21 protein-coding genes are annotated in these 23,152 nt (G+C 35.1%); 11 read left to right on the top strand and 10 right to left on the bottom strand.

Translation table 11 applies throughout. The features are described 5' to 3' along the window. Window positions 1-75: 75 nt before the first annotated feature. Both OZP11_RS14910 and OZP11_RS14905 read right to left on the bottom strand, forming a co-directional pair. A complete protein-coding gene (locus OZP11_RS14910) occupies window positions 76-1,944 on the bottom strand; it encodes an Nramp family divalent metal transporter (protein WP_281231343.1) in 1,869 nt (622 codons plus the stop codon). Window positions 1,945-2,018: 74 nt separating this feature from the next. Next, window positions 2,019-2,411: a Fur family transcriptional regulator gene (locus OZP11_RS14905; protein ID WP_281231342.1), complete on the bottom strand. Its 393-nt coding sequence runs from the start codon at window positions 2,409-2,411 to the stop codon at window positions 2,019-2,021. Between the two features lie 94 nt (window positions 2,412-2,505). Between OZP11_RS14905 and OZP11_RS14900 the strand changes: the two genes are divergently transcribed. The 11 genes from OZP11_RS14900 (at window position 2,506) to OZP11_RS14850 (ending at window position 13,753) form a co-directional block, all read left to right on the top strand. Further along, window positions 2,506-2,856 carry a MerC domain-containing protein gene (locus OZP11_RS14900; protein WP_281231341.1) on the top strand — a complete coding sequence of 117 codons (351 nt, stop codon included), beginning with the start codon at window positions 2,506-2,508 and terminating at the stop codon, window positions 2,854-2,856. A gap of 9 nt (window positions 2,857-2,865) precedes the next feature. Then, window positions 2,866-3,774: an NAD(P)/FAD-dependent oxidoreductase gene (locus OZP11_RS14895; protein ID WP_281231340.1), complete on the top strand. Its 909-nt coding sequence runs from the start codon at window positions 2,866-2,868 to the stop codon at window positions 3,772-3,774. 198 nt (window positions 3,775-3,972) lie between these two features. After that, window positions 3,973-6,225 (top strand): TonB-dependent receptor, encoded by a 2,253-nt coding sequence (locus tag OZP11_RS14890; protein ID WP_281231339.1) that lies wholly within the window; start codon window positions 3,973-3,975, stop codon window positions 6,223-6,225. 68 nt (window positions 6,226-6,293) lie between these two features. Then, the gene (locus OZP11_RS14885; protein WP_281231338.1) at window positions 6,294-6,758 is read left to right on the top strand and encodes a thioredoxin family protein; all 465 of its coding nucleotides are present in this window, start codon (window positions 6,294-6,296) and stop codon (window positions 6,756-6,758) included. Window positions 6,759-6,776: 18 nt separating this feature from the next. Further along, window positions 6,777-7,934 (top strand): lycopene cyclase family protein, encoded by a 1,158-nt coding sequence (locus tag OZP11_RS14880; RefSeq protein ID WP_281231337.1) that lies wholly within the window; start codon window positions 6,777-6,779, stop codon window positions 7,932-7,934. Between the two features lie 129 nt (window positions 7,935-8,063). After that, complete coding sequence (locus OZP11_RS14875; protein ID WP_281231336.1) at window positions 8,064-8,492, top strand: ArsR/SmtB family transcription factor; 429 nt, start codon at window positions 8,064-8,066, stop codon at window positions 8,490-8,492. A gap of 212 nt (window positions 8,493-8,704) precedes the next feature. Continuing rightward, the gene (locus OZP11_RS14870) at window positions 8,705-10,189 is read left to right on the top strand and encodes a S41 family peptidase (protein ID WP_281231335.1); all 1,485 of its coding nucleotides are present in this window, start codon (window positions 8,705-8,707) and stop codon (window positions 10,187-10,189) included. Window positions 10,190-10,285: 96 nt separating this feature from the next. Further along, window positions 10,286-10,696 (top strand): BrxA/BrxB family bacilliredoxin, encoded by a 411-nt coding sequence (locus OZP11_RS14865; protein WP_281231334.1) that lies wholly within the window; start codon window positions 10,286-10,288, stop codon window positions 10,694-10,696. Between the two features lie 220 nt (window positions 10,697-10,916). Further along, a complete protein-coding gene (trhO, locus tag OZP11_RS14860; protein WP_281231333.1) occupies window positions 10,917-12,275 on the top strand; it encodes an oxygen-dependent tRNA uridine(34) hydroxylase TrhO in 1,359 nt (452 codons plus the stop codon). Between the two features lie 6 nt (window positions 12,276-12,281). Further along, complete coding sequence (locus tag OZP11_RS14855) at window positions 12,282-13,523, top strand: peptidase U32 family protein (protein ID WP_281231332.1); 1,242 nt, start codon at window positions 12,282-12,284, stop codon at window positions 13,521-13,523. Beyond that, complete coding sequence (locus OZP11_RS14850; RefSeq protein WP_281231331.1) at window positions 13,523-13,753, top strand: ferredoxin; 231 nt, start codon at window positions 13,523-13,525, stop codon at window positions 13,751-13,753. Before OZP11_RS14855 ends, OZP11_RS14850 begins: the two co-directional genes overlap by 1 nt. A 46-nt stretch (window positions 13,754-13,799) precedes the next feature. On the opposite strand, the gene OZP11_RS14845 is transcribed toward OZP11_RS14850, so the two are convergent. The 8 genes from OZP11_RS14845 to OZP11_RS14810 form a co-directional block, all read right to left on the bottom strand. Further along, on the bottom strand, window positions 13,800-14,540 hold the full coding sequence (locus tag OZP11_RS14845) for a hypothetical protein (RefSeq protein ID WP_281231330.1): 741 nt from the start codon (window positions 14,538-14,540) through the stop codon (window positions 13,800-13,802). A 109-nt stretch (window positions 14,541-14,649) separates the two neighbouring features. Next, on the bottom strand, window positions 14,650-15,192 hold the full coding sequence (locus OZP11_RS14840) for a hypothetical protein (RefSeq protein ID WP_281231329.1): 543 nt from the start codon (window positions 15,190-15,192) through the stop codon (window positions 14,650-14,652). A gap of 19 nt (window positions 15,193-15,211) precedes the next feature. Further along, window positions 15,212-16,564, bottom strand: coding sequence for an ankyrin repeat domain-containing protein (locus OZP11_RS14835; protein WP_281231328.1), 1,353 nt, complete (start codon window positions 16,562-16,564; stop codon window positions 15,212-15,214). Between the two features lie 30 nt (window positions 16,565-16,594). Continuing rightward, window positions 16,595-17,776 carry an ankyrin repeat domain-containing protein gene (locus tag OZP11_RS14830; RefSeq protein ID WP_281231327.1) on the bottom strand — a complete coding sequence of 394 codons (1,182 nt, stop codon included), beginning with the start codon at window positions 17,774-17,776 and terminating at the stop codon, window positions 16,595-16,597. Between the two features lie 172 nt (window positions 17,777-17,948). Then, window positions 17,949-18,590 (bottom strand): DUF1579 domain-containing protein, encoded by a 642-nt coding sequence (locus OZP11_RS14825; protein WP_281231326.1) that lies wholly within the window; start codon window positions 18,588-18,590, stop codon window positions 17,949-17,951. Window positions 18,591-18,973: 383 nt separating this feature from the next. Beyond that, window positions 18,974-19,942, bottom strand: a complete 969-nt coding sequence (locus tag OZP11_RS14820) for a DUF4837 family protein (RefSeq protein ID WP_281231325.1) — start codon at window positions 19,940-19,942, stop codon at window positions 18,974-18,976. A 49-nt stretch (window positions 19,943-19,991) separates the two neighbouring features. Beyond that, entirely contained in the window at window positions 19,992-21,821 is a 1,830-nt protein-coding gene (locus OZP11_RS14815) for a lytic transglycosylase (RefSeq protein ID WP_281231324.1), read from the bottom strand. Window positions 21,822-21,931: 110 nt separating this feature from the next. Next, complete coding sequence (locus OZP11_RS14810; RefSeq protein WP_281231323.1) at window positions 21,932-23,119, bottom strand: phosphoglycerate kinase; 1,188 nt, start codon at window positions 23,117-23,119, stop codon at window positions 21,932-21,934. Between the last annotated feature and the right edge of the window lie 33 nt (window positions 23,120-23,152).

The following is a 23,152-nucleotide window of genomic DNA, read 5'->3' as shown; positions in this document are numbered from 1 at the left end:
TTTTGAGGTTCAAAGGCTCAAAGGTTCAGAGTTGCAAAGGCTTTGTCCCTTTGTCCTTCTGAGTCTTTGCCCCTTTTATTTAACAATCAACAAAGGTATCGAAATTTTATGTCTCAGTTTATCTACGGTTGTGCCAAAAAGAATATCCTTTAATCCCGTGTGGCCGTGAGTTCCCATAACGAGAATATCAAAACTGCCTTCGTTTATGATTTTAGGAATTACTTTGTTGGGTTTTCCAAAACCAAGTTCCGTTTCGATATTAAATCCTTTCTGCGAAAGCATTTCTTTATATTCCAATAACAATTTTTCGTCGATTGTAGTTTCATGATCATGAACGTGAATGCCATACATTAAAGCACCAACGGTTTCCACAATATGAATCAGCGTATATTTGGCATCCATTCCGCCCAATTCAAAAGCATGGTTGAGAGCTGCTTCATCTGCATTAGAAAAATCAACAGAAATTGCTATGTTTTTTACAGTCTGACTTTCTTTTGGCGTAAAACGCAGCTGCAGATTATGCGGTGAATGATTGATCATTTTTGCTTTGAATTTAGCAATGAAGGGTTTGAAAACTATATATAATAATAAAGCTGAAAATCCAAAAGCAAGCGGTACTACTGTAAACCATAAAATCGTTGGGTGAGCCGAACTTTCCAGCCATGAAGTAATTTCATCGTAAACCAATTTGGCATTTAAGGAAACAATGATTGATGCAATAATCCAGGAAACAACCTGAGTAGTTCTGGAAATATGAAAACCATTCATTTTCGATTTGTCGCTCACAAAATGAATCAGCGGAATAATCGCAAAGCCTAACTGGAGGCTCAAAATAACCTGACTTAGGATCAATAACTTTCCTGTGACGCTTTCGCCATAAATTAAAATAACAATTACAGCGGGAATAATCGCAATCAAACGGGTTATAATTCGGCGGACCCACGGCTGGATTCTAAAATGTAAATAGCCTTCCATTACGATTTGTCCGGCAAGTGTTCCGGTAACTGTTGAACTTTGTCCTGCCGCAATTAACGCTACGGCAAACAAAATAGGCGCCCATTTTGTTCCCAGCAAAGGTTCCAGGAATTGATGAGCATCCTGAATTTCAGCTACTTCATACATTCCATTTCGATGAAAGGTTGCAGCTGCGAGAATCAGAATAGCCGCATTTACAAAAAAGGCAAGATTAAGGGCTATCGTAGAATCGATTAAATTATATTTTAGGGCTTGTTTGATTCCGGCCGGAGTACGATCAAATTTTCTGGTCTGCACCAAAGACGAATGCAGGTACAAGTTGTGAGGCATAACAGTCGCCCCAATGATTCCGATCGCTATATACAAAGCTGCCGAATTTGGAATCGACGGAATAAGACCTTCGAGCACTTTATGCATTTCCGGTTCGGCAAAAATCATTTCGAAAATAAAAGAAAAGCCAATTATTGCCACTAAAGCTATAATGAAGGCTTCCATCTTACGGATTCCTTTATTGATCAGGAAAAGCAGCAAAAAGGTGTCTAAAACGGTAATCAAAACCGCTTCGAGCAATGGAATTCCAAAAAGCAGGTTAATTCCAATCGCCATTCCGAGTACTTCTGCCAAATCGCAGGCCGCTATGGCAATCTCGGCCAGAAAGTATAAAATATAATTGATGTACTTCGAATACGTTTCTCTTGAAGCCTGAGCAAGATCCCGCTGGGTTACAATTCCAAGACGTGCACTCAAACTCTGCAAAAGCAAAGCCATGAGGTTGCTCATTAATAAAACCCATACAAGAGTGTAACCAAACTGACTCCCTCCTGCTATATCGGTTGCCCAGTTTCCGGGGTCCATATATCCGACGCTCACAAGGTACGCCGGACCTAAAAATGCTAATATTTTTCTGAATCCTGTTTTTTTATGTTCTGTAGAAACCGATTCATGAACTTCTTCTAGAGATTTACTCATCGTAATTATATTGTTTTCACAAATATATAGAAAAATTATATTCGCTGAACAATATTTTTAGACGAGTCTAAATGTTAAATGTTAGAATTTAAACATTTCGGACATAATCCCGATAAGGTAAAGTTTATCTCCTTAACTTTATAGTTGTGCGGCATGATATAACTTGGCTTTACATTCTCGAGGCAGGTAATTTCATGACAGTTTTCGCAGCTGAAATGTGCGTGATTATGAATATGCACACGCTGATGTGAATGATTGCATTTTGCATATTTTACTGTACCGTCAAGGTTTGAAATTTTATGAATGATATCGTCATTTACTAATCGGTCGAGGATTCTGTAAATCGTGACGCGATCGCATACATCGTTTAATTGTTTCTGAATTTCGGCGTGAGACAGTGCTGTTTTTGATTTCTCAAAAACCTCTATAACGGCTGTCTTTGCTGTAGTGTTACGTGTCGTTTTCATTTTTTTTGAATTAAAAAATTTTATCGCAACAATGTTGCAATTGATAAAATTACATATATTTGCAACATAATTGCGTTAAGCTAATTTAAGAGATATGAAGAAAACCACCACATCCTTTTACGATATTTTAGGAATTTCAAGTGCGACTATCTGTTTAGTGCATTGTTTGATTTTTCCAATTCTGACCCTACTCCCATTAGGCATTAGTCACAATCCAATTGTCGATCTTATCTTTGCTTCAATCGGTTTATTTGCAATTTTCAAAATTATAAAAAAATCGGCTCTTTTGGTCTCTGCAATTCTGGTTGTTTCAATGTCTTTAATCTGGATCAGTATTTTAAGCGATCTTCTTTTTGAAATTCACCTCGATTTAATTTATTACGGCGGCATCGGAATGATCGTCGGGCATTTAATCAATTACAATTTACACAAAACAAATCATTAAAACAGAAACATGGAACAAAAGAATTTTGAAGTGATTATCGTTGGAGGCAGTTACAGCGGACTGTCTGCTGCTATGAGTTTAGGACGTTCTCTGCGTCAGGTTTTGGTTATTGACAGCGGTCTGCCCTGCAACCGACAAACACCGCATTCTCATAATTTTATTACGCAGGATGGTGAAAAGCCTGCTGTTATTTCGGCGAAAGCCAAATTACAGGTTGACATTTATAAAACAGTACAATTTTATAAGGGATTGGCTGTAAAAGCCGACAGAATTGAAAAAGGTTTTACAATAACAACAGAATCGGGAGATGTTTTTACTTCGAGAAAAGTCTTGTTTGCAACCGGAGTTAAAGATCTTTTTCCTGAAATTAAAGGTTTTGGTGAATGCTGGGGAATTTCGGTTTTGCATTGTCCGTACTGTCATGGTTATGAAGTCAAAGGCGAAAAAACGGCAATTATCGCCAATGGAGAAATGGGTTTCGAATACGCCAAACTGATTTCGAACTGGACTAAAGATTTGAGACTCTGCACGAATGGAAAATCTGAATTGACATTGGAACAAACTCAGGTTTTACAAAATCACGGAGTTTCTGTTTTAGAAGAAGAAATAGATTCTTTTGAACACAATTCCGGTTATATTTCGAATATTGTTTTTAAGAACGGCAAAAAGGCTGATGTAAAAGCTGTTTACGCAAGACCTGCATTTGAACAACATTGTTCTTTACCGCAAGATTTAGGCTGTGAAATCAATGAGCAAGGATACTTGAAAGTTGATTTTATGCAAAAAACAACTATTCCGGGAATTTATGGAAGCGGCGATGCTGCAACTCAAATGCGATCTGTTGCTTTGGCGGTTTCTTCCGGATCTTTCGCAGGAGCGGCAATTAATAAAGAACTTATCGACGAGGATTTTCTGTAATAATTTTTAAACTATATAAGTCATATAAGTTCATTTAAAGCTTGACTTAAATTTTCTTATATGACTTATATGGTTTATATATTTATCTAAAAGTAAAAATCTAACATATTGAATTCAATCAGTTTGAAAATTTCTGGTTTGAGAATAATTGTATATCAAATTTAATTTTTAGATTTGTCTAAATTTAATTTTATAATAATGAAATATTTATTTTTGACAATATTAATAATCTCAGCTAAAAATCTATACTCGCAAAACATTTCAGGAAAAGTAGAAACATTAATTCCAGCAGGACAGGAAATTAATGTTGGTTTACTAAATACAAACTTTAAAACCCAGACAGATTCTACTGGGTTTTATAAATTAGAAAATGTTCCAAAAGGAAATTATAAAATACAAGTGACTGCGGAGGGATTCCAATCGCAAACCCTAAGAATCTCAGTTTTGGAAAATCAGGATTTGAATCTCGACTTTGAATTAAAAGAAGATCAGAATGAGTTAAATGAAGTCGTAGTTTCCGGAACCTTAAAACCTGTTAAACGATTAGAAAGTGCCGTTCCGGTTGAGGTATATTCTCCTGTTTTCTTCAAAAAAAATCCAACGCCAAGTATTTATGATGCGCTTCAAAACATAAACGGCGTTCGTCCGCAGCTCAATTGCGGTGTTTGTAATACGGGCGATATTCACATTAACGGATTGGAAGGTCCTTATACTTTGGTCCTGATAGACGGAATGCCAATTGTGAGCAGTCTGTCGACAGTTTATGGTTTATCCGGAATACCAAATTCTCTGGTTGAACGAATCGAGATTGTAAAAGGTCCGGCTTCGTCTCTATACGGAAGTGAAGCCGTAGGAGGTCTTATAAATATTATTACCAAAAACCCAACAAATGCTCCGGTTTTTTCTGCCGATTATTTTACAACTTCTTATTTTGAAAGTAATCTTGATTTAGGAATGAAGTTTAATGCAGGAAAAAAAGCAACTTCGCTTATCGGAATTAATTATTTCAACTACGATCAGGTTATCGATAAAGACAAAGACAATTTTACAGACGTTACGCTTTCTGAACGAATTTCGGTTTTTAATAAATGGAGTTTTCAGCGAAACAATAATAGATTGTTTACTATTGCCGCACGCGGAATGTACGAAGACCGCTGGGGAGGCGACATTCGCTGGGAGAAAAAATATCGCGGAGGAGACGAAATCTACGGCGAAAGTATTTATACCAAACGGGCCGAATTAATAGGAAGTTATCAATTGCCGTTTGAAGAAAAACTGATGCTTTCGTTTTCTGGAAACGTTCATTATCAGGACAGCCGTTATGGAACGACTTCTTATATCGCCAATCAGAAAATTGGATTTTTACAATTAACCTGGGATAAAAAAGTCGGGCGAAACGATTTACTAGCCGGAATTGCCAGTCGATATACGTATTATGACGATAATACGCCGGCAACCAAAGAAGCCGAAAACACCTGGCTTCCCGGAATTTTTGTTCAGGACGAAATAACATTTTCTCCAAAAAGTCAGGTTTTGCTGGGTATGCGTTATGATTACAACTCGATTCACGGATCGATTCTTACGCCGAGATTTGCATATCGTTTCAAAGCCAGTGAAAACACCATTTTCAGGTTAAATGCCGGTACGGGATTCCGGGTTGTGAATTTGTTTACCGAAGATCACGCCGCTTTGACGGGTTCAAGAGATGTTATAATTGAAAACGATTTGAAACCGGAACGATCTGTAAACGTGAATTTGAATTACATTCAGAAAATCAATTTCGGAAACGGAACTTTTATGGGAATCGAAACGACAGCTTTTTATACCAGATTCAGTAATAAAATCATTTCAGATTACGAAACAGATCCCAATAAAATCATTTACAACAATATTGACGGTTATGCGGTAAGTCAAGGAATCAGCACAAATGTTGATCTTAATTTTCCATCAGGATTAAAATTTATTGTTGGCGCTACGGTTTTAGATAACAAAAATGTCGAAAACGGGATTTCGGAACGACCTTATCTAACGGAGAATTTTACTGGAACCTGGAGCATTTCATATAAAATCCAGCCTTGGGATTTATCGCTGGATTATACCGGAAATGTATACAGTCCAATGAAATTGCCTTTGCTCAGCGAATATGATCCAAGAAGTCCAAAATCGCCTTGGTACAGTATTCAGAATATTCAGTTTACCTATTCCGGATGGAAGGATTTTGAAGTTTATGGCGGTGTAAAAAATCTGTTGAATTTCAGACCAAAACAGAATAATCCATTTTTGATTTCGAGAACAAATGACCCTTTTGATAAAAATGTGCAATACGATTCGGCTGGAAAAGTATTGGTTACGCCAGACAATCCATACGGATTGACCTTTGATACCACTTATGTTTACGGACAGAATCAAACGATTCGCGGGTTTCTAGGATTACGATATACTTTGAGATAAATTTCATGGCCAACAAATGACACAATAGCTTATAATCCGTTTAATCTGTGGACTAAAAAAATAGAACAATGAAAAAGCTTTTTATACTATTTTTCTTTTTTGGAATAACTTCAGCAGGATTCTGTCAACTAAAAAGCAGAACTTTTGAAGAAATAGACAGCTTACAGCAAATTCAGAAACGAAAAATCGTCGTTTTCATTCATACCGATTGGTGCCAGTTTTGCCAGAGAATGAAAACGTCGACTTTTAAAAACCCGGAAATTATAGAAAAACTAAACTCAGATTTCTATTTCATTGATTTTAATGCCGAAGAAAAAAGAGACATTACATTTAATAATCAGATGTTTAAATACAAACCTTCAGGAAACAATGTCGGGGTTCATGAACTGGCTTTACAGCTTGGAACTATAAACAATCAGATTGTTTATCCCATTTTGTGTGTCCTGAACGAAAAGAATGAGATTATCTTTCAGTATTCCAACTATTTATCTCCAAAGGATTTTAAACTGCTTTTAGAAAATATGGAAAAATAAATTTTCTTATTTTTGAGAATGAATTCTTCGCAAATCCAACATTTCGATTACATTTTTACCGGAAGCGGACTGGCATCTTTAATGACAGTTTATAAAATGGTTTTATCTGGAAAATTTACAGACAAATCGATTTTGCTTCTGGATCAGGATTTAAAGAAAACCAACGACAGAACTTGGTGCTTTTGGGAAAAAGAAGATACTATTTGGAATCCGATTATTTCCAAAAAGTGGGATACGGCACTGTTTGCGAATGAAGATTTTAATCGCCATTTGGCGTTAAAGCCTTATCAATACAATCAAATTAAGGCAAATGATTTTTACAATTTTGTTTTTACAGCACTTTCCAAATATTCGAATGTGATCTTTTTAAACGAAAAAGTAACCGATATTAATGAATTGGAAACGCACGTTTTCGTTGGAACTGAAAAAAATCGATACACCTGTAATTATCTTTTCAACAGCATTTATACAAAGGCTTTCGCCGAAGGACAAAATAAATATCCGGTTTTACAGCAGCATTTTGTGGGCTGGTTTGTAAAATCGGAAGCTGCCATATTCAACCCAGATGAAGTCACTTTCATGGATTTTTCGGTGGAACAAAGAGGAAATACAAGATTTATGTATTTGCTGCCAACTTCAAAAACAGAAGCTTTGGTAGAATATACCTTGTTTTCAGAAAAACTTCTTCCAACAGCAGAATACGAAAAAGAAATTGAAATTTATTTGGAGAAACTCGGAATAGGCCAGTTTGAAATTCTTGAAAAAGAACAGGGAAGTATTCCAATGACCTGTTATCCTTTCTGGAAAAAAAATACCAAACGAGTCCTGAATATTGGTACTGCAGGCGGTTGGACAAAAGCAAGTACAGGCTATACTTTTAAAAATTCAGATAAAAAATCTTCAGAATTAGTCAAATTTCTTCAAAATGAAAATTTCCCATTGAAAAACTTTCATAAAAAATCAACCTTTTGGTTTTATGATTTATTGCTTTTGGATATTCTTTATCGTCATAACGAGATAGGAAGTTCAATTTTTTCCTCCTTATTTAAAAAAGGAAATCCTGCCCTGGTCTTTAAGTTTCTGGATGAAGAAACGAATCTGATTGAAGATCTAAATGTTATTTTAAAGTGTCCGAAAATACCATTTATTAAAGCTTTATTTCGAGTTTTTCCTTAAAAACAAATTGACTTATTTTCTTGTTTTTATGGCTTTTTAAGGGTCTCCAAAAAATGCAAGTACACTTAATTTTGCTGATCGCAAAGTATAATCGATTTTTTGCGATAATAAACTTAGGTACTGTAATATATGGGGATTTCAAAACACTTAAAATTTGATTCAGAAATAGACGAAATCAGCAAAATTTGCAAAGCGCTCGGACATCCTGCGCGAATTCAAATTATGACCCTTTTGTGGAAAAGAGACAACAGAACGTGTGGAGAAATCGTTGATTTGATTCCGTTGGCACAATCCACAATATCCAAACATTTATTAGAATTAAAAAAAGCAAATCTAGTGGATGTGGCATATGAAGGAAAAAAAACATTCTATTCTCTTCAACTTTCTAATATACAAATACTTAGAAAATATTTAACAAGCTATCTTTCTACGCTTGAAATCTCCGAGCAAAAAAAATTAACTGTGCTAACGACAAGACATCAAAGCAGGAGGAGCAGTTATTTAAAACAATACAACTATCAATTTCCACACAAAATAAAATTACAGTCAGTAGTTTAAATTTTTCTAAGAAGTTGAATTTCCAATAAACCTTTCTTCAGTTTTGGAAATTTTGTTACAACTCAATCTAACAAACAGAATTTGATGATTTTTATTTATAGCCGTCAACGAATGGAAACGCTGCCAGAGGCTTTTCTACATCAGAAAATTTTAAACAAAAGAAATTGGCAGATTTCTTTGTGCAATCTTTAATTAAATAATTTATTATAAAAATGAGAACGAAACTAAGCTTATTAACTCTTGGATTATGCTGTCTATTTGCAAATTTTGCCAATGCCCAGAAATTGGAAATAGAGAGTATTAAAAAAGAAGATTACATTGCTGATCTTAAACTTATGAAGGAAATTATAGAGAAACAACATCCTGATCCTTTTCGATACATAAGTAAAGAGCAATGGGAAAGAAATTTTAAAGTAAATATTCAAAATATTCAAAAAAAACAGACTTATTTAGAATTTTTAAATAACCTTCCTAAAATTAAAGACGGTCATTTGTCGGTTTCTGCGCCCGAAGAGTTTTATACAACTTACTTCAGGGAAAAATTATCGTATTTTCCTATTCCATTAATTATGGTTGATAATCGTTTATTTGTTAATATTAAATGTTCGGAAGTTCCCTATTTAAGTGAAATTAAGAGCATTAATGGTACGGAAACTCCGGATATTATCAAACAAATTTCTGAGCATATTCAGGGAGAAGGAGAAATAAAAACCGGAATTGAAGAACAAATTTCAGAGGATTTTCCTTCCAATTATGCTCTTTTCATTGAGCCCTATGCAAATAAATTTGACATAGAATATTATAATGACCAATCGAATAAAGAGCTTACAAAAACAACTTTAAAGGCATGTAATTATTATGAGATTTATTACAGAAGCTCACAAAAAGTAAAACCAATAAATAAAGCTGAAAATGCTGTATCGATTGATTATCAGTTTTACAAAGAACAGCTTACAGGTAAACTCACAATTAATACCTTTGATTTACCAGAAAATGAAGTATATCAAAAGTTTAGTGATTTTTTTAAGAGAATCAATAAAGAAGGATATAAAAATGTGATTATCGATGTTAGAAGTAATAGCGGAGGAGATCCTAAAATGGCGGCAATATTATATTCTTTTATTTCGCAGAAAAACTTTGAGAATAAATTTAACTTTAAAGCAAAATCTATTACTCTGACTCATACGGAGAATTTAGTCGACACCAATGGGGCGCGAGTAAATGAAGCAGATGTTACCGATTATGAGAATTTCTTATACCAAAGATTCACCGCGAATGGAAATATGTTTTTTGGAAACGAAAGGATTAAAGAAGGAATACTCGAAAATTTTCCGGCAGATAAAGATACATTCTCCGGAAATGTCTATGTTGCAATAGGCGGAAAGACTTTTTCGGCTGCTGTTTATTTTGCCAAACTCGTACAGGATAATAAACGAGGTGTTCTCATTGGGCAAGAAACAGGAGGCAACGCTAATAATACTTTTGCAGGTTATTTTTTAAATTATAAACTTCCTAAGACAAAAGTGATTTTGAGATTTTCATTTACAGACCTTTATTTTGGAGATAATCCTCCAAGCGTAAAGAGAGGTATATTTCCTGAAATAAATTTGTCTCCGGAACAAATAATTGGTTATTTAAGACAAGAGAAAGATCCTGAAATAAATTATATACTAGAGAAACTCATTAAAAATAAATAACAATTAAACTATAACAAAAGTTTATACTTCAAAGTAACTAGTTGCGAGTAAACTTTGTAACTTTGCAACTCGAAGTTAATTTTAAAAAACAAAAATATGTATCCACAAGAAATGGTAAAACCAATGGAGGCTGAATTAACAGCTGCTGGTTTTCAAGACTTACATAGTGCTGAAGCTGTTGATAATGCTATCAAAGCTGAAGGTACAACATTAGTAGTTGTAAATTCTGTTTGCGGTTGTGCAGCAAGAAATGCACGCCCGGGAGCAAAAATGAGTTTAGAAGGAGCTAAAAAACCAGATCACCTTATTACAGTTTTTGCTGGTGTAGATAAAGAAGCGGTTGATGCTGCAAGACAACATATGTTCCCTTTTCCTCCATCATCGCCATCTATGGCTTTGTTCAAAAACGGAGAATTGGTTCACATGTTAGAGCGTCACCATATTGAAGGTCGCCCAGCTGAAATGATTGCAGAGAATTTACAAGATGCGTTTAACGAGTTTTGTTGATTTTTTTTAAGGTACAAAGAGACAAAGGTACTGAGGTACTAAGGTTTATAAAAAGGGCACTATTTCATAGTGCCCTTTTTATGTATATATTAAAAAAACTTTGAACCTTAGTACCTCTGTACCTTTTGCACCTCTAAAAGAACCCTTTGCAATTTTGCACCTTTTTCCCTACCTTTGCGCCTTTCAAAAAAATAATTTCTCACTTAAAACTGTTTATAGCATGCAACTGTACAACACTTTGAGCGCAGAAGAAAGAGCCATCATGATCGATGATGCAGGTAAACAACGACTTACGTTGTCTTTCTATGCGTATGCCAAAATTCAAGATCCACAAAAATTTCGTAATGATTTATTCGTAGCCTGGAATGCCCTCGATGCATTAGGCCGAATTTATGTTGCCAGCGAAGGAATCAATGCTCAAATGAGTGTTCCCGCTGAAAATTTTGAAGCTTTTAGAGAAACGCTCGAAGCTTACGATTTCATGAAAGGCATACGATTGAATGTTGCTGTAGAACATGATGACCATTCATTTTTAAAATTGACTATCAAAGTGCGTCACAAAATCGTTGCCGACGGATTAAACGACGACACTTTTGATGTTACAAATATAGGCGTTCACCTGAAAGCCAAAGAATTCAACGAAATCCTGGATGATCCAAACACAATTGTGGTTGATTTTAGAAACCACTACGAAAGTGAAGTCGGACATTTTAAAGGTGCCATTACTCCAGATGTTGAGACTTTTAGAGAGAGTCTGCCAATTATCAACGAACAGCTTCAAAATCATAAAGAAGATAAAAATCTGGTAATGTATTGTACCGGAGGTATTCGTTGTGAAAAAGCAAGTGCTTATTTTAAACACCAGGGATTTAAAAACGTGTATCAGTTAGAAGGTGGAATCATCAACTATGCGAAACAGCTTAAAGAAGAAGGTTTAGAAAGCAAATTCATTGGAAAAAACTTCGTATTTGATAATCGTCTGGGCGAAAGAATTACGGATGATATTATTTCGCAATGCCACCAATGCGGAAAACCTTGCGATAACCACACCAACTGCGAAAACGACGGATGCCATTTATTGTTTATTCAGTGTGATGAATGTAAAACCGCAATGGAAAACTGCTGTTCTACAGAATGTCTTGAGATTATCCACATGCCATTAGTCGATCAGGTTCGTTTGAGAACTGGGAAACAAGTTGGTAATAAAGTATTTAGAAAAGGAAAATCTGAAAACCTAAAATTCAAACATTCAGGAGAATTACCGGAAACTGCTTTGGCAACTGCACAAAAAACGGCTGATATCCGTCAGAAAATAAAAGTAAAGAAAGTACTTCTTGGAAAAGCAGAACATTATTACGTAAAAGCCCAAGTTGGACAGTTTACTATTGAAAATCACGAATTAAACATTGGTGATAAAATCCTTATTTCGGGCCCAACTACCGGTGATCAGGAATTGGTTTTAGAAAAACTGATTGTGAACGGAGCAGAATCTCAATCTGCTAAAACGGGTGATAAAGTTACTTTTGAAGTTCCTTTCAGAATTAGGCTGTCAGATAAAATATATAAGATTTTAGAATAATTTATCATGACACTTACGAATAAAATCGAACTCATGGCTCCCGCAGGGAACTTTGAGTCACTTCAGGCTGCCTTAGATAATGGATGTGATTCTGTTTATTTTGGTGTTGAACAGCTTAACATGCGTGCAAGATCAACGGTTAATTTCACTATTGAGGATTTAAAAGAAATTGCAGATCGATGCGAGGCTAAACAAGTTAGAAGTTATCTTACTTTAAACACCATTATTTACGATCACGATTTATCAGTTGTAAAAACATTATTAAACAAGGCTAAAGAAGCCAATATTACCGCTGTAATTGCATCAGATCAGGCTGTAATTGCCATGGCAAGATCAATAGGAATGGAAGTTCATATTTCGACCCAATTGAATGTTACCAATATTGAAACCATTAAATTCTATAGTTTATTTGCGGATACAATGGTTTTAAGCCGCGAATTGAGTTTACGTCAGGTAAAGAAAATTACGGAACAAATTGAAAAAGAACAAATCAAAGGTCCAAATGGAAATTTAGTCGAAATCGAAATTTTTGGCCACGGCGCTTTGTGTATGGCCGTTTCAGGAAAGTGTTATTTGAGCCTTCATTCGCATAATTCATCTGCTAATCGTGGTGCGTGCAAACAAAACTGCCGAAAAAAATATACCGTTATCGACCAGGAAACCGGTTTCGAAATCGAATTGGATAACGAATATATGATGTCGCCTAAAGATTTATGTACAATCGACTTTTTGGATCAGGTAATTGATTCTGGAATTCAGGTTCTAAAAATCGAAGGACGAGGACGCGCACCAGAATATGTGGCAACCGTAATTAAAACCTATCGTGAAGCAATCGATGCCTATTACGACGGAACTTTCTCAAAAGAGAGAACAGCAGTTTGGATGGAAGCTTTAAATACGGTTTACAATCGTGGTTTTTGGTCAGGCTATTATTTGGGACAAGAATTAGGAGAGTGGAGCGATATTCCTGGATCTGCAGCAACTCAGAAGAAAGTGTATGTTGGAAAAGGAACACATTATTTCCCAAAAGCAGAAGTCGGGCAATTTAAAATAGAAGCTTACGATATTAAAGTTGGCGATAAAATTCTAGTAACAGGGCCAAGTACAGGAGCTCAGGAAATGATTATCGACGAAATGTTTGTGAACGATCTTACGGCAGAAAAAGCAACAAAAGGCGACGATTGTACTTTTAAACTTCCGTTTAGAATCAGAATGTCTGACAAATTGTATAAAATTGTTGAAGCATAATGGTTATCATCACTTTACAAAGAGATAAATGCATTGGCTGTAATTACTGTGTCGAAATGGATCCTGTCCATTTTCAGATGTCAAAAAAAGACGGAAAATCGGTATTGCTTCATTCGCAGAATGCCAAAGGCTTTTTTACTTTAAAATCGCCAAATCATGCGATTGTAGAAAGCTGTGAACTGGCAGCAAAAGCTTGTCCGGTAAAGATTATTACGGTTAAGAAAACTTAGAAAATATAAAAAGAGCCGCAAATAGCGGCTCTTTTCTTTTATAGAACTACTCTTCCGGAACTTCCAGTTCATCAAAATCCTTAATTCCAGACAGCTTAATTAACTTTGTCTGATTGATTTTTGATTCAGTTTTCTCAAAAACCTCTTCACCATCATAAGTATTTTCGTTGACGTTTTGGTTCACAATTTTTTTTCGGGTTAAAAAATTTATACTCGTTTCTGTGATAGTAACAGGACCGTGATTCCTGCTTGCATCATAACCAATTAATTCTAAATCATCATTTTGGTATCTAAATGTATACTGCCAATAACCATATCTTCCGTGTGCGTAATTGATAAACAGTTTTCCGTTTTTTATTTCTAAGAATAATTCCGGTGCATAATAAACGCCTCCTTCTTCATTTTCAGATGAAAAGCAATCGTAATTTTTAACTGCCGCTTCATAGCCTTCGTTTTTATTAAGCAGAACAATAATTCCCCTGCGGTTACGATCTAATTTGCCGCGCCATTCATGTGTGATCACTTTGCTTTTATCTGTCCCTTTAATCATCAGTATACAGTCTTCACGGTTATCTTTGTTCAAATCGCCATAAATGGTGTCAAACATGACATAGTTTTTTGGCAGAAAATCAGAAAGTTCTTTTTTAATTTCTACGGAAGATTCTTCAACTTCGGGAATTTCTTTTAAATCTGTGATTTCGACTTCCGGCGGTTTTTTCTTTTTGGTTTTAGAATCATTGCAGCTGATTATCAGAAGTGCTGTAATTAGAATCAGGTATTTATTCATAATGGTTTGGCAATTGGTTATTTAGGGAACTTTTGTCTAAAAACTTTTCTTCTTATTTTGATTTACTTTTGGATTTTAACTTCCAAATCAGAAATGTTGTTTCTATTTTCTAAATCCCAATTTTAGCATTAATATTATGTTTATCGACATAGGTCTGTGCCACATTCATCAATTTAGTGAATTTTGCATCAATTTCGGTTTGAGTTGATGCGTCAAAATCAGCAATTGCTTTTTCTATTTGTTCTGGCGAAGCTTTTTCGTCTTTTAGTTTAGCAATTGGTAAATAACCTTCTTTTTGTTTGGCAATAGCATAAGAAAACAAGTCTTTTGAAGCCTGAAGAAGTTCTTTATTGTCATCATCTTCAGGTATATCTTTAATAGTCTGAAAACGTGTTTCTAAATTGGTGATATCATATTTAAAAGCATCGTAGTAAGAAGAGGGAACCATCTTTTTTTGTGTTTCATCATATACTTGTGCTTCTGATTGCAGTTTTTCGTTGATTTCTTTACTTCCAAAACGAGATAATAAATTCGAGTTTAAAGCGGCTACTTCAAAGGTTTTTTCTGGTGAAAGATTACTGCAGGAAGTAGAAATTAGACTTCCGGCGATTACCGTTAAAAACAAGATTGTAGTATTTACTATTTTTTTCATTCTTAAGTTTAGTTGTTATTTAGCCTTTTAAAATTTTACTTTTTTCACTTTCAAATTCTTCCGAAGTTAAAATTCCGGCATCTAAAAGTTCTTTTAAATCTAATAATGCTTTTTTCTTTGCTTCCATTGAATTTGAAGCATCTGCTTTTGGAGTTTCAGCCTGCTGTACAGTATTTATTGGATTTACAACCGTTCCCGAAGGAGCAAATTTCAGAATCAATTCTGTGATTTCATTAAAGCCTTTTACATTCGAATAATCAATCGCTTTTTGTTCTTTTACGTTTACGATTGAAGCATCAGCTTTGTTTTCCAAAAGATATTTTACAACATCTTTTTTTCCGTTGGCAGCACTGTAATGCAAAGGTGTATTTCCGGATTCGTCCTGGATATTGATATTAGCTCCTGCTTCGATCAGCAGTTTTACCATACTCAGATTTCCTTTTTTGGTTGCGACATGTAAAAGACTTTCTCCACCGTAGTTATAAGAGCTGTTTAGCGTAAAACCAGATTCGTTTGAGATATTTGCCGCACTAACAATCCAATCCAGATAATCATTCATTGATGAAGTATCGCCTGCAACAGGTTTGCTGTAGTTTACATCAACTCCGTTTTCTAAGAATAAGGCAACAATTTCTTTTTGATTATTTGCGCAGGCATACCAAATAGGAGAATATCCGTTATTATTCGATGTAAAAACATCGGCTCCTCTTTCTACTAATAATTTCGCAAGCATTCGGTTGGTTTCATAACACGCGATCAAAAGGGCATTTTCACCAGAATGATTTACGTGATTTACATCGGCACCATTATCTAAAAGTAAGGTCACCATCGGGATCGATTTGGTATAACAAGAGTACAATAAAGGCGTATTTCCCTGCTTATCTCTAGCATTAATATCGGCACCTTTGTCTAAAAGCAATTGAATAATTTCTCTATTTAGTTTTGCAGAAGCCAACAATAGCGGTGTTTCTCCATTGTTATTCAGTAAATTAACATCGACTCCTGCTTCAAGCAACTTTGTTGCGATTTCGATTTGAGCCGTTTGAACAACCAAATGTAAAAGACTGTTTCCGTATTTGTCGTTCTTGGTAATTTCTGCACCGTTGTCTAAAAGATGCAGCGCCGTTTGTTTCTGTTTTTGAAGACACGCAAAATACAAAGGCGTTTCTCCCTGATGATCTTCATAATTGATGTCGGCACCGTCTTCGATTAGGATTTTTACAATATCGAGATAGCCACGGTGAGCAGCATAATGAAGAGCCGTTCTTCCTAGTTCGTCAGTATATTTTACATCTACTTCTTTATTTTGAAGAAGCAATTCGGCTATTTTTCTGTTCCCGTTTTCACAGGCAACTATAAATGACATTGACATGTATGTGGTATTTTAAGTAAATAACTGTTTTTATTGTTTCATTAAAAGCTCAACCGTTTTAATTTTCAGGTTATCGCCAGAAGCAAGCATCAAAGCGGTTTCGTCTTTATCATTGGTAATCGAAATATCGGCACCCTGATCTAATAGCAGTTTTGCTTTTCGGTACGTTTCCTTTGCCATTTCTGCATCATAATTGACATTGTAAGCGCAGACTTTATGCAAAATAGTATTTCCCTGGTTGTCTTGTTCGTTAACGTCAACTGATCCGCTGTCAAGAACTGATTTTAAAATGCCTGATTTTTTCTCAACAACATAATCTACGCCCGATTTCGGATTTCCATAATATTCAGCGCAGTGATTTAAATCGGCTCCGTCTGACAATAATCTTTGTAATGAATTCAAATCGTATTCAGAATCAGACATCATTCGGATAAACTCTGTAAGCAACGTTTTGCCGTTTTTATTGATATTATTAAAATTGGCTGATGACGATTCTGCTAAAAGTTCGTACATCGGAATAGAAAACTGTTCAGCCGCCGCATAATAAAAAGAACTGTTTTCCTGATTGTCCGTTTCATTAGGATCTGCACCGTTTTCTAATAAAAAGGACAGAAGTTCTTTTCGGTTTCTTTTAACGGCACACATCAGCGGAGTAGTTCCAACAATATTTTTTTCGTTGATGTCAACACCATTATTTATCAGAATGGTTATGTACTCTTTTACTTTTTCGGCATCCAGGCCATAGGTATTCAGAATAGTATAGATAAAATTTTCTCCTGCATTGTTCTTATACTGTGTATTAGCCCCAAAATCATCAACTAAAACTTTAATTATTTTTGGTGAAATACCTTTTTCAAGAAAATAACCTAATAAAGTTTTATCGCTGATTTCATCGTTTAGATTATCCATTTTCGACATCAATTCTTTAAAAAAAGCAATCGATTCGTCATCATCTTTTAAATGCAAAGCCAAAGGTTTAAAGATCGATTGGTCAAAACTGTCCAGTTCGTAAATATCCGTTTCTATAAAACCTGCTTTTATCAGTTTTTCTATAAAATCAACTTCTTTTGCTTCGATAATTTTAGCCATTATCTGCGAAAAGTTGTTTTTTAGATACTGCTCATTAAACTTTTCTCCGTTATTTAGGCATTCTCTGGCCTCGTCAAATTTTCCCTGAAAAAGAAAGTTTTCAATCTGGTTTTGTGTCTGCATTGAAATATAATTTAGAAATAAAAAATTAAGCTGCTACCGCATCTGCAAAGAAATGCATGTAAGAATTAAAACATAAAATTTAAGTATATATTTTAAAAGAACCTATAAAATTAAAATAAAAAACCTCCTTTGTCTTTAAAACAAAAGAGGCTGCAGGATTTCAATGTATTGTTTACTTCTTAGTCATAACAATTTCCATGCTTTTATATTCTTTTCCGTTCTTTACATCGAACATTTCCATTTTTCGGGTTCTGGCATCTACTATGGTATAAACTTCTCTGTATGGTGTTTTTTTACCGTTAAGCGGATTTACCATATCCCCTTTTAGTTCCATACTTTTTGTCTTTTCATCATATTTCCCAATGGCAACCATCATTCCGGTTCCCATATTATCGATAAATGTTGTGGTGTATTCATTACTGGCATTATTATAGGCCAGGGTGCTTTTTCCTTCAAAAGGCTGCCCCATCATAGTGCCTTTATAATTAGCTTCCTGATAACGTCCTCCAAGAATCATTTTGATATCAGCTGCAGATGTGGCTTTTTCGGGTTTTGCATCGGCATCGGCCCAAAAAGTCATATCGCAGTTCCATGTTCCCACTTCGTCGGCCATTAATTTATGCGGATTTCCCGGTGTTGCATAGGCCTGCCAGGCCTGCATTTGTGCAGCAGAATCGAGCGGTGCTTCGGTTGCGGTTTCTTCTGCAGTTACCGTATCAGGGATCATAGGTGAATTTACATCTGCTTTGATATCTTTTTTACAAGAGGTAAAACAAAGTAATGACAGTGCCAATGTTGCAATTAAATTTTTCATAAGTATTTGTTTTAATGTTTGTTACAAATAAAAATACGAAAAAAGTTTAAACTTTTGTTTCAGGTTTTCTTTTGTTTCAGGTTTCAGGTTTGTTGGAGGTGCTTAACCGCAAGGTTCGCAATGGGTCACGCTAAGAACGCAGAAGTTTAAAACATAAACTTGAAACTTGAAACTTGAAACCTGAAACCTGAAACTTGGAACTTGAAACATGAAACTTGAAACTTGAAACCTGAAACTTGAAACCTGAAACTTGAAACCTGGAACTTGAAACCTGGAACTTGAAACCTGGAACTTGAAACTTGAAACTTGAAACTTGAAACTTGAAACTTGAAACTTGAAACTTGAAACTTAAAACTTAAAACGAAAAAACCTGAAACCTAAAACTACCTTTTATCAATCTTAACTGATTTAATAATAGCTTCGAGGTCTAGCATTAGGTCCCGTTCCTGATTTGAAGGGGAATAACAAAAGCCTTCTATTACGAGAATTCTATTGTATACCGGATCGATAATGGCGTAATTAATGAAGGGGCCTGACATGTAGTCGTTCTTAAGTTCCCACGTTCCTTTTGTTTCAAAGGCTTCTTTTCCGTCCAGAATGGCATTTGAAAAATAGGGAGCATAGGCTTCACCCGTAATCATGCTGGTGTTGGGTTCGCGGCCTTTTATGTAACGGCCAATAGAATCGCGCATTTTTACAATGGTACTAACCACATCGCCTTTTGTTTTAAAGTTATGAAGCGGAATCTGGTAAATAAGCAGACTGGTATTGCCGCTGATAATGTCATTTTTAAGCCAGATGAAATTCTTTTTATGCATCATGTATTCATATCCGGTTGGAATTTGAATATCGATGTGAAATTTATTTTTTATTACAGCCGGATTTAGAAGTGATTTGCTGTTGTCTTCCTGTACTTTTTCGATTTCTGCATCGTGAATCATTTTAATGATCTGCGGTGCATTGAGTTCGATACTGCAGATGATATCGTCTACCGATTTTCCGTAAATACGAAAGGTATTATGAGGTAAGGATTTATTGTGGGTGATTTCGAATTTTTCGACTGCAGATTTTTTAACAACAATAATGCTGCGACTGTCGGTTACGAAACCTTCGAGTAATCGTGCCGGATATTGGTTAATGGTAAACAGAGGTTCTTCCTGTGTAAGGCCCAAAACAGGCGAAGCAAATTTATTACGAATACTGTCTCCTACTTCTCCATACCATAACTGGTCGTCGATGATAATCGAAATGGTATTGGTTTTACCAGAAACAGGTTGTGACTGTCTGTCTGTTTTTAAACAGGAAAGCAGCAGAAACGGAAGTATAAGAAATAAAAAATGGGTTTTATTCATTTTTTTTGTTTAATGAAATAAAACCCAAATTTAAATAAGATTTTTGTTATTATCCGTTTATTTTAAGTTTCATTCCCGGTTTAATATCTTCATCTTTAATGTCATTCCATTTTTTAATATCTGAAATAGTTACTCCAGGATATTTTTTAGAAATGCTGTATAAAGAATCTCCTTTTTTAACGTAATAATCTTCACTTACACTTTTCGAAGGAGTTTTTTTCTTGAAAGTATCAACAGAGTTTGAAGCTACAGCTGTATTAACAGGCTCTTCGATTTCTGTAACAATTTTAGAAACTACTAATGTTTTTCCTAAACCGATATTATTCGAAGCAAGATTATTTAATTCTTTTAACTCCGCAATAGTCGTACCGAATTTTTTTGCAATGCTTCCTAAATTGTCTCCGGATGCTACAACGTACTCTACAGTTTGTACAGAAACTTTATCTTTATCGTCTGCAGAAGCGATTGCTTCTTCTGTATTTTTCTCAATTACAGGGATTGCTTTAGGCTCTTTTATAACTTTTGGAGCCGGCTCAGCTTCTATTCTGATTTTTAATGTTCTTCCAAATGCGATTGCATTTGTTTTCAGGTTATTCCATTTCTTTATATCCGAAATGTTAACGTTGTACTTATCTGCAATTGCACCTAAATTATCGCCTTTCCTGACTTTATAGAACTGAATATCTTTTGGTGATTGTGATGCTTCTCTAACCGGTTTTCCTTTTGGAGCAATTTTCTGCGCCAGTCGGGCCGGAATAGTTTTAATTTTCGAATCGTACTCTACATAAGCGTAGATTTTGTCTTCGTTTGAAACAAAAGTGGCAATTTTATCTTTTGGTAATCGTATAAAATGCTGTTCTCCTTCATAATAGGGAACAATATTTAATTTGTACGACGGATTTAAAAGCTGCAGCTGTGATTGAGGCATGTCTAATAAATCAGCGATTTGTTTAAAAGACATCTGGTTTTTTACACGAACTGTGTCTGTTTCAAAGTTTTTAATAACCGCTCTTTCCGGATTTATTCCGTGTTCTTTGTGGTATTCAAAAAGATACATTGTTGCATAAAATGCAGGAACGTATCCTTGTGTTTCTCTTGGAAGGTTGTTACGAATATCCCAATATCCTGTTTTTCCGCCTGAGCGACGAATCGCTTTTGTAACGTTTCCAGGACCTGAATTATATGATGCCAAAACCAGTTCCCAGTCGTTAAAAACATTAAACATTCTGGTCATGTAATCTGAACATGCGGCTGTAGCTCTAAGAGGGTCGCTTCTTTCATCGATATAGGAATCGATTTTAAGAGCATATTGTTTTCCGGTTCCGTACATAAACTGCCAGAGCCCGGTGGCGCCCATTTTAGAAACTGCTTTAGGATTTAAAGCAGATTCTACAACGGCTAAATATTTAATTTCCAATGGAATTTTTTCTTTGGCGAAAGCTTCCTCGAATATTGGAAAGTAGTATTCTGATAAAGACATTAATCGTGAAAACGATTTTTTACGATTTTTAAGAAATGACTTTATTATATTTTCTAAACCTTGATTGTATTCAATCTCAAATGGTGATTTCTGATTCATTGCTGCCAGACGCTGTTTTAGCAGTTCGGTTGGCAGTTCTTCATCAACAGTAACATCTTTGTTGATAGTCTGGATGTCTTTTGTAAGGTCGTCGTAAATATCTAAGCTTACTAACTCATTCATCCAAAGGCTGTCTACACGTGATGCCAGTTCATCTTTTTTGAATGTGCTTTTAATTGAATCTAAATACGATAACCTGACTTCTGGCTTTATCTCTTTCACAGTTTCGACAGTTTCCTGAGCGAACATTGTGACCGAAAATAAAGCTGTAACCACTAAGGAGATTTTCTTTACAATCATATAACATTTTATTAAAATTCTATAAATCAGATGATTATAGAAGTTGTATTTTTGCAAACTTATAAAGTTTATGCATTAAAAACATGCAAAAAAATGTTAATTGTGATTTTTTACTCTAAAATCGCAGCGATTCCTGGTAAAATTTTTCCTTCTAACATTTCAAGCATTGCCCCGCCTCCTGTAGAAACGTAACTCATTTTGTCTTCAAAGCCAAACTGTTTTACTGCCGCTACTGAGTCACCTCCTCCTACTAATGAGAATGCACCTTTTTCTGTAGCTTCGGCAATATAGTCGCCTAAAGCAATAGTTCCTTTAGAGAATGTTTCCATTTCAAAAACACCTAATGGTCCGTTCCATAAAATAGTTTTTGACTCTAAAATTACTTTTTTGAAATTTTCTAAAGATTTTGGACCTGCATCAAGACCCTGCCATCCATCAGGAATTGCAGTAACGTCTACAACCTGAGTGTTTGCTGTGTTTGAGAAATCGTCTGCAGCTACTACATCTACAGGAATATGTACCTGTACTCCTTTTTCTTTTGCCAATCTTAAAATTTCAAGGGCAAGATCTTGTTTATCATCTTCGCAGATTGATTCACCAATTTTGCCTCCTTGTGCTTTAACGAACGTAAATGTCATTCCGCCGCCGATGATCATGTGATCTACTTTGTCGAGAATGTTTTCGATAACAGTAATTTTTGAAGAAACTTTAGATCCTCCAAGAACTGCTGTTACTGGTTTTTCACTATTTTTAAGTACTTTATTTAAGCTGTCTATTTCTTTTGCCAATAATGTTCCGAAACATTTATCGTTTGGAAAAAATTGTGCAATAATGGTTGTGGAAGCATGTGCTCTGTGCGCTGTTCCAAAAGCATCATTTACATAGATATCTCCAAGTGAAGCCAATTCTTTTGCGAAAGCTACATCTCCAGCCTCTTCTTCGGCATGAAAACGTAAATTTTCAAGTAATAAAACTTCTCCCGGTTTTAGATCTTTTGCTGCTGTTTGAGCTGGTTCTCCAACACAGTTTTCAGCAAATTTAACCTGAACTCCTAAAATTTCAGAAGCCGTTTTTAATATATGTTTTAATGAATATTTTTCTTCTGCTCCTTTTGGTCTCCCTAAGTGCGACATCAGAATAACACTTCCTCCTTGTGCTAAAATAGCATCAATTGTTGGTTTTGCTGCTTCGATACGCGTTGTATCTGTAACATTAAAATTTTCATCTAAAGGCACATTAAAGTCAACACGAATAATGGCTTTTTTATTTTTGAAATCGAAATCGTTTAAAGTTTTCATTTGCTAAATTTTTATAATTTTTTGAAAGAATAA

The organism is Flavobacterium gelatinilyticum (assembly GCF_027111295.1).
GTDB lineage: Bacteria > Bacteroidota > Bacteroidia > Flavobacteriales > Flavobacteriaceae > Flavobacterium > Flavobacterium gelatinilyticum.
Note: the sequence above shows the minus strand (reverse complement) of the source record. Positions and strands in the feature narration are given on the sequence as shown.

Excerpts from the sequence above, each read along its gene's own strand:
- OZP11_RS14910 (WP_281231343.1), bottom strand. The coding sequence starts at position 1,944 with ATGAGTAAATCTCTAGAAGAAGTTCATGAATCGGTTTCTACAGAACAT.
- OZP11_RS14905 (WP_281231342.1), bottom strand. The coding sequence starts at position 2,411 with ATGAAAACGACACGTAACACTACAGCAAAGACAGCCGTTATAGAGGTT.
- OZP11_RS14900 (WP_281231341.1), top strand. The coding sequence starts at position 2,506 with ATGAAGAAAACCACCACATCCTTTTACGATATTTTAGGAATTTCAAGT.
- OZP11_RS14895 (WP_281231340.1), top strand. The coding sequence starts at position 2,866 with ATGGAACAAAAGAATTTTGAAGTGATTATCGTTGGAGGCAGTTACAGC.
- OZP11_RS14890 (WP_281231339.1), top strand. The coding sequence starts at position 3,973 with ATGAAATATTTATTTTTGACAATATTAATAATCTCAGCTAAAAATCTA.
- OZP11_RS14885 (WP_281231338.1), top strand. The coding sequence starts at position 6,294 with ATGAAAAAGCTTTTTATACTATTTTTCTTTTTTGGAATAACTTCAGCA.
- OZP11_RS14880 (WP_281231337.1), top strand. The coding sequence starts at position 6,777 with ATGAATTCTTCGCAAATCCAACATTTCGATTACATTTTTACCGGAAGC.
- OZP11_RS14875 (WP_281231336.1), top strand. The coding sequence starts at position 8,064 with ATGGGGATTTCAAAACACTTAAAATTTGATTCAGAAATAGACGAAATC.
- OZP11_RS14870 (WP_281231335.1), top strand. The coding sequence starts at position 8,705 with ATGAGAACGAAACTAAGCTTATTAACTCTTGGATTATGCTGTCTATTT.
- OZP11_RS14865 (WP_281231334.1), top strand. The coding sequence starts at position 10,286 with ATGTATCCACAAGAAATGGTAAAACCAATGGAGGCTGAATTAACAGCT.
- trhO (WP_281231333.1), top strand. The coding sequence starts at position 10,917 with ATGCAACTGTACAACACTTTGAGCGCAGAAGAAAGAGCCATCATGATC.
- OZP11_RS14855 (WP_281231332.1), top strand. The coding sequence starts at position 12,282 with ATGACACTTACGAATAAAATCGAACTCATGGCTCCCGCAGGGAACTTT.
- OZP11_RS14850 (WP_281231331.1), top strand. The coding sequence starts at position 13,523 with ATGGTTATCATCACTTTACAAAGAGATAAATGCATTGGCTGTAATTAC.
- OZP11_RS14845 (WP_281231330.1), bottom strand. The coding sequence starts at position 14,540 with ATGAATAAATACCTGATTCTAATTACAGCACTTCTGATAATCAGCTGC.
- OZP11_RS14840 (WP_281231329.1), bottom strand. The coding sequence starts at position 15,192 with ATGAAAAAAATAGTAAATACTACAATCTTGTTTTTAACGGTAATCGCC.
- OZP11_RS14835 (WP_281231328.1), bottom strand. The coding sequence starts at position 16,564 with ATGTCAATGTCATTTATAGTTGCCTGTGAAAACGGGAACAGAAAAATA.
- OZP11_RS14830 (WP_281231327.1), bottom strand. The coding sequence starts at position 17,776 with ATGCAGACACAAAACCAGATTGAAAACTTTCTTTTTCAGGGAAAATTT.
- OZP11_RS14825 (WP_281231326.1), bottom strand. The coding sequence starts at position 18,590 with ATGAAAAATTTAATTGCAACATTGGCACTGTCATTACTTTGTTTTACC.
- OZP11_RS14820 (WP_281231325.1), bottom strand. The coding sequence starts at position 19,942 with ATGAATAAAACCCATTTTTTATTTCTTATACTTCCGTTTCTGCTGCTT.
- OZP11_RS14815 (WP_281231324.1), bottom strand. The coding sequence starts at position 21,821 with ATGATTGTAAAGAAAATCTCCTTAGTGGTTACAGCTTTATTTTCGGTC.
- OZP11_RS14810 (WP_281231323.1), bottom strand. The coding sequence starts at position 23,119 with ATGAAAACTTTAAACGATTTCGATTTCAAAAATAAAAAAGCCATTATT.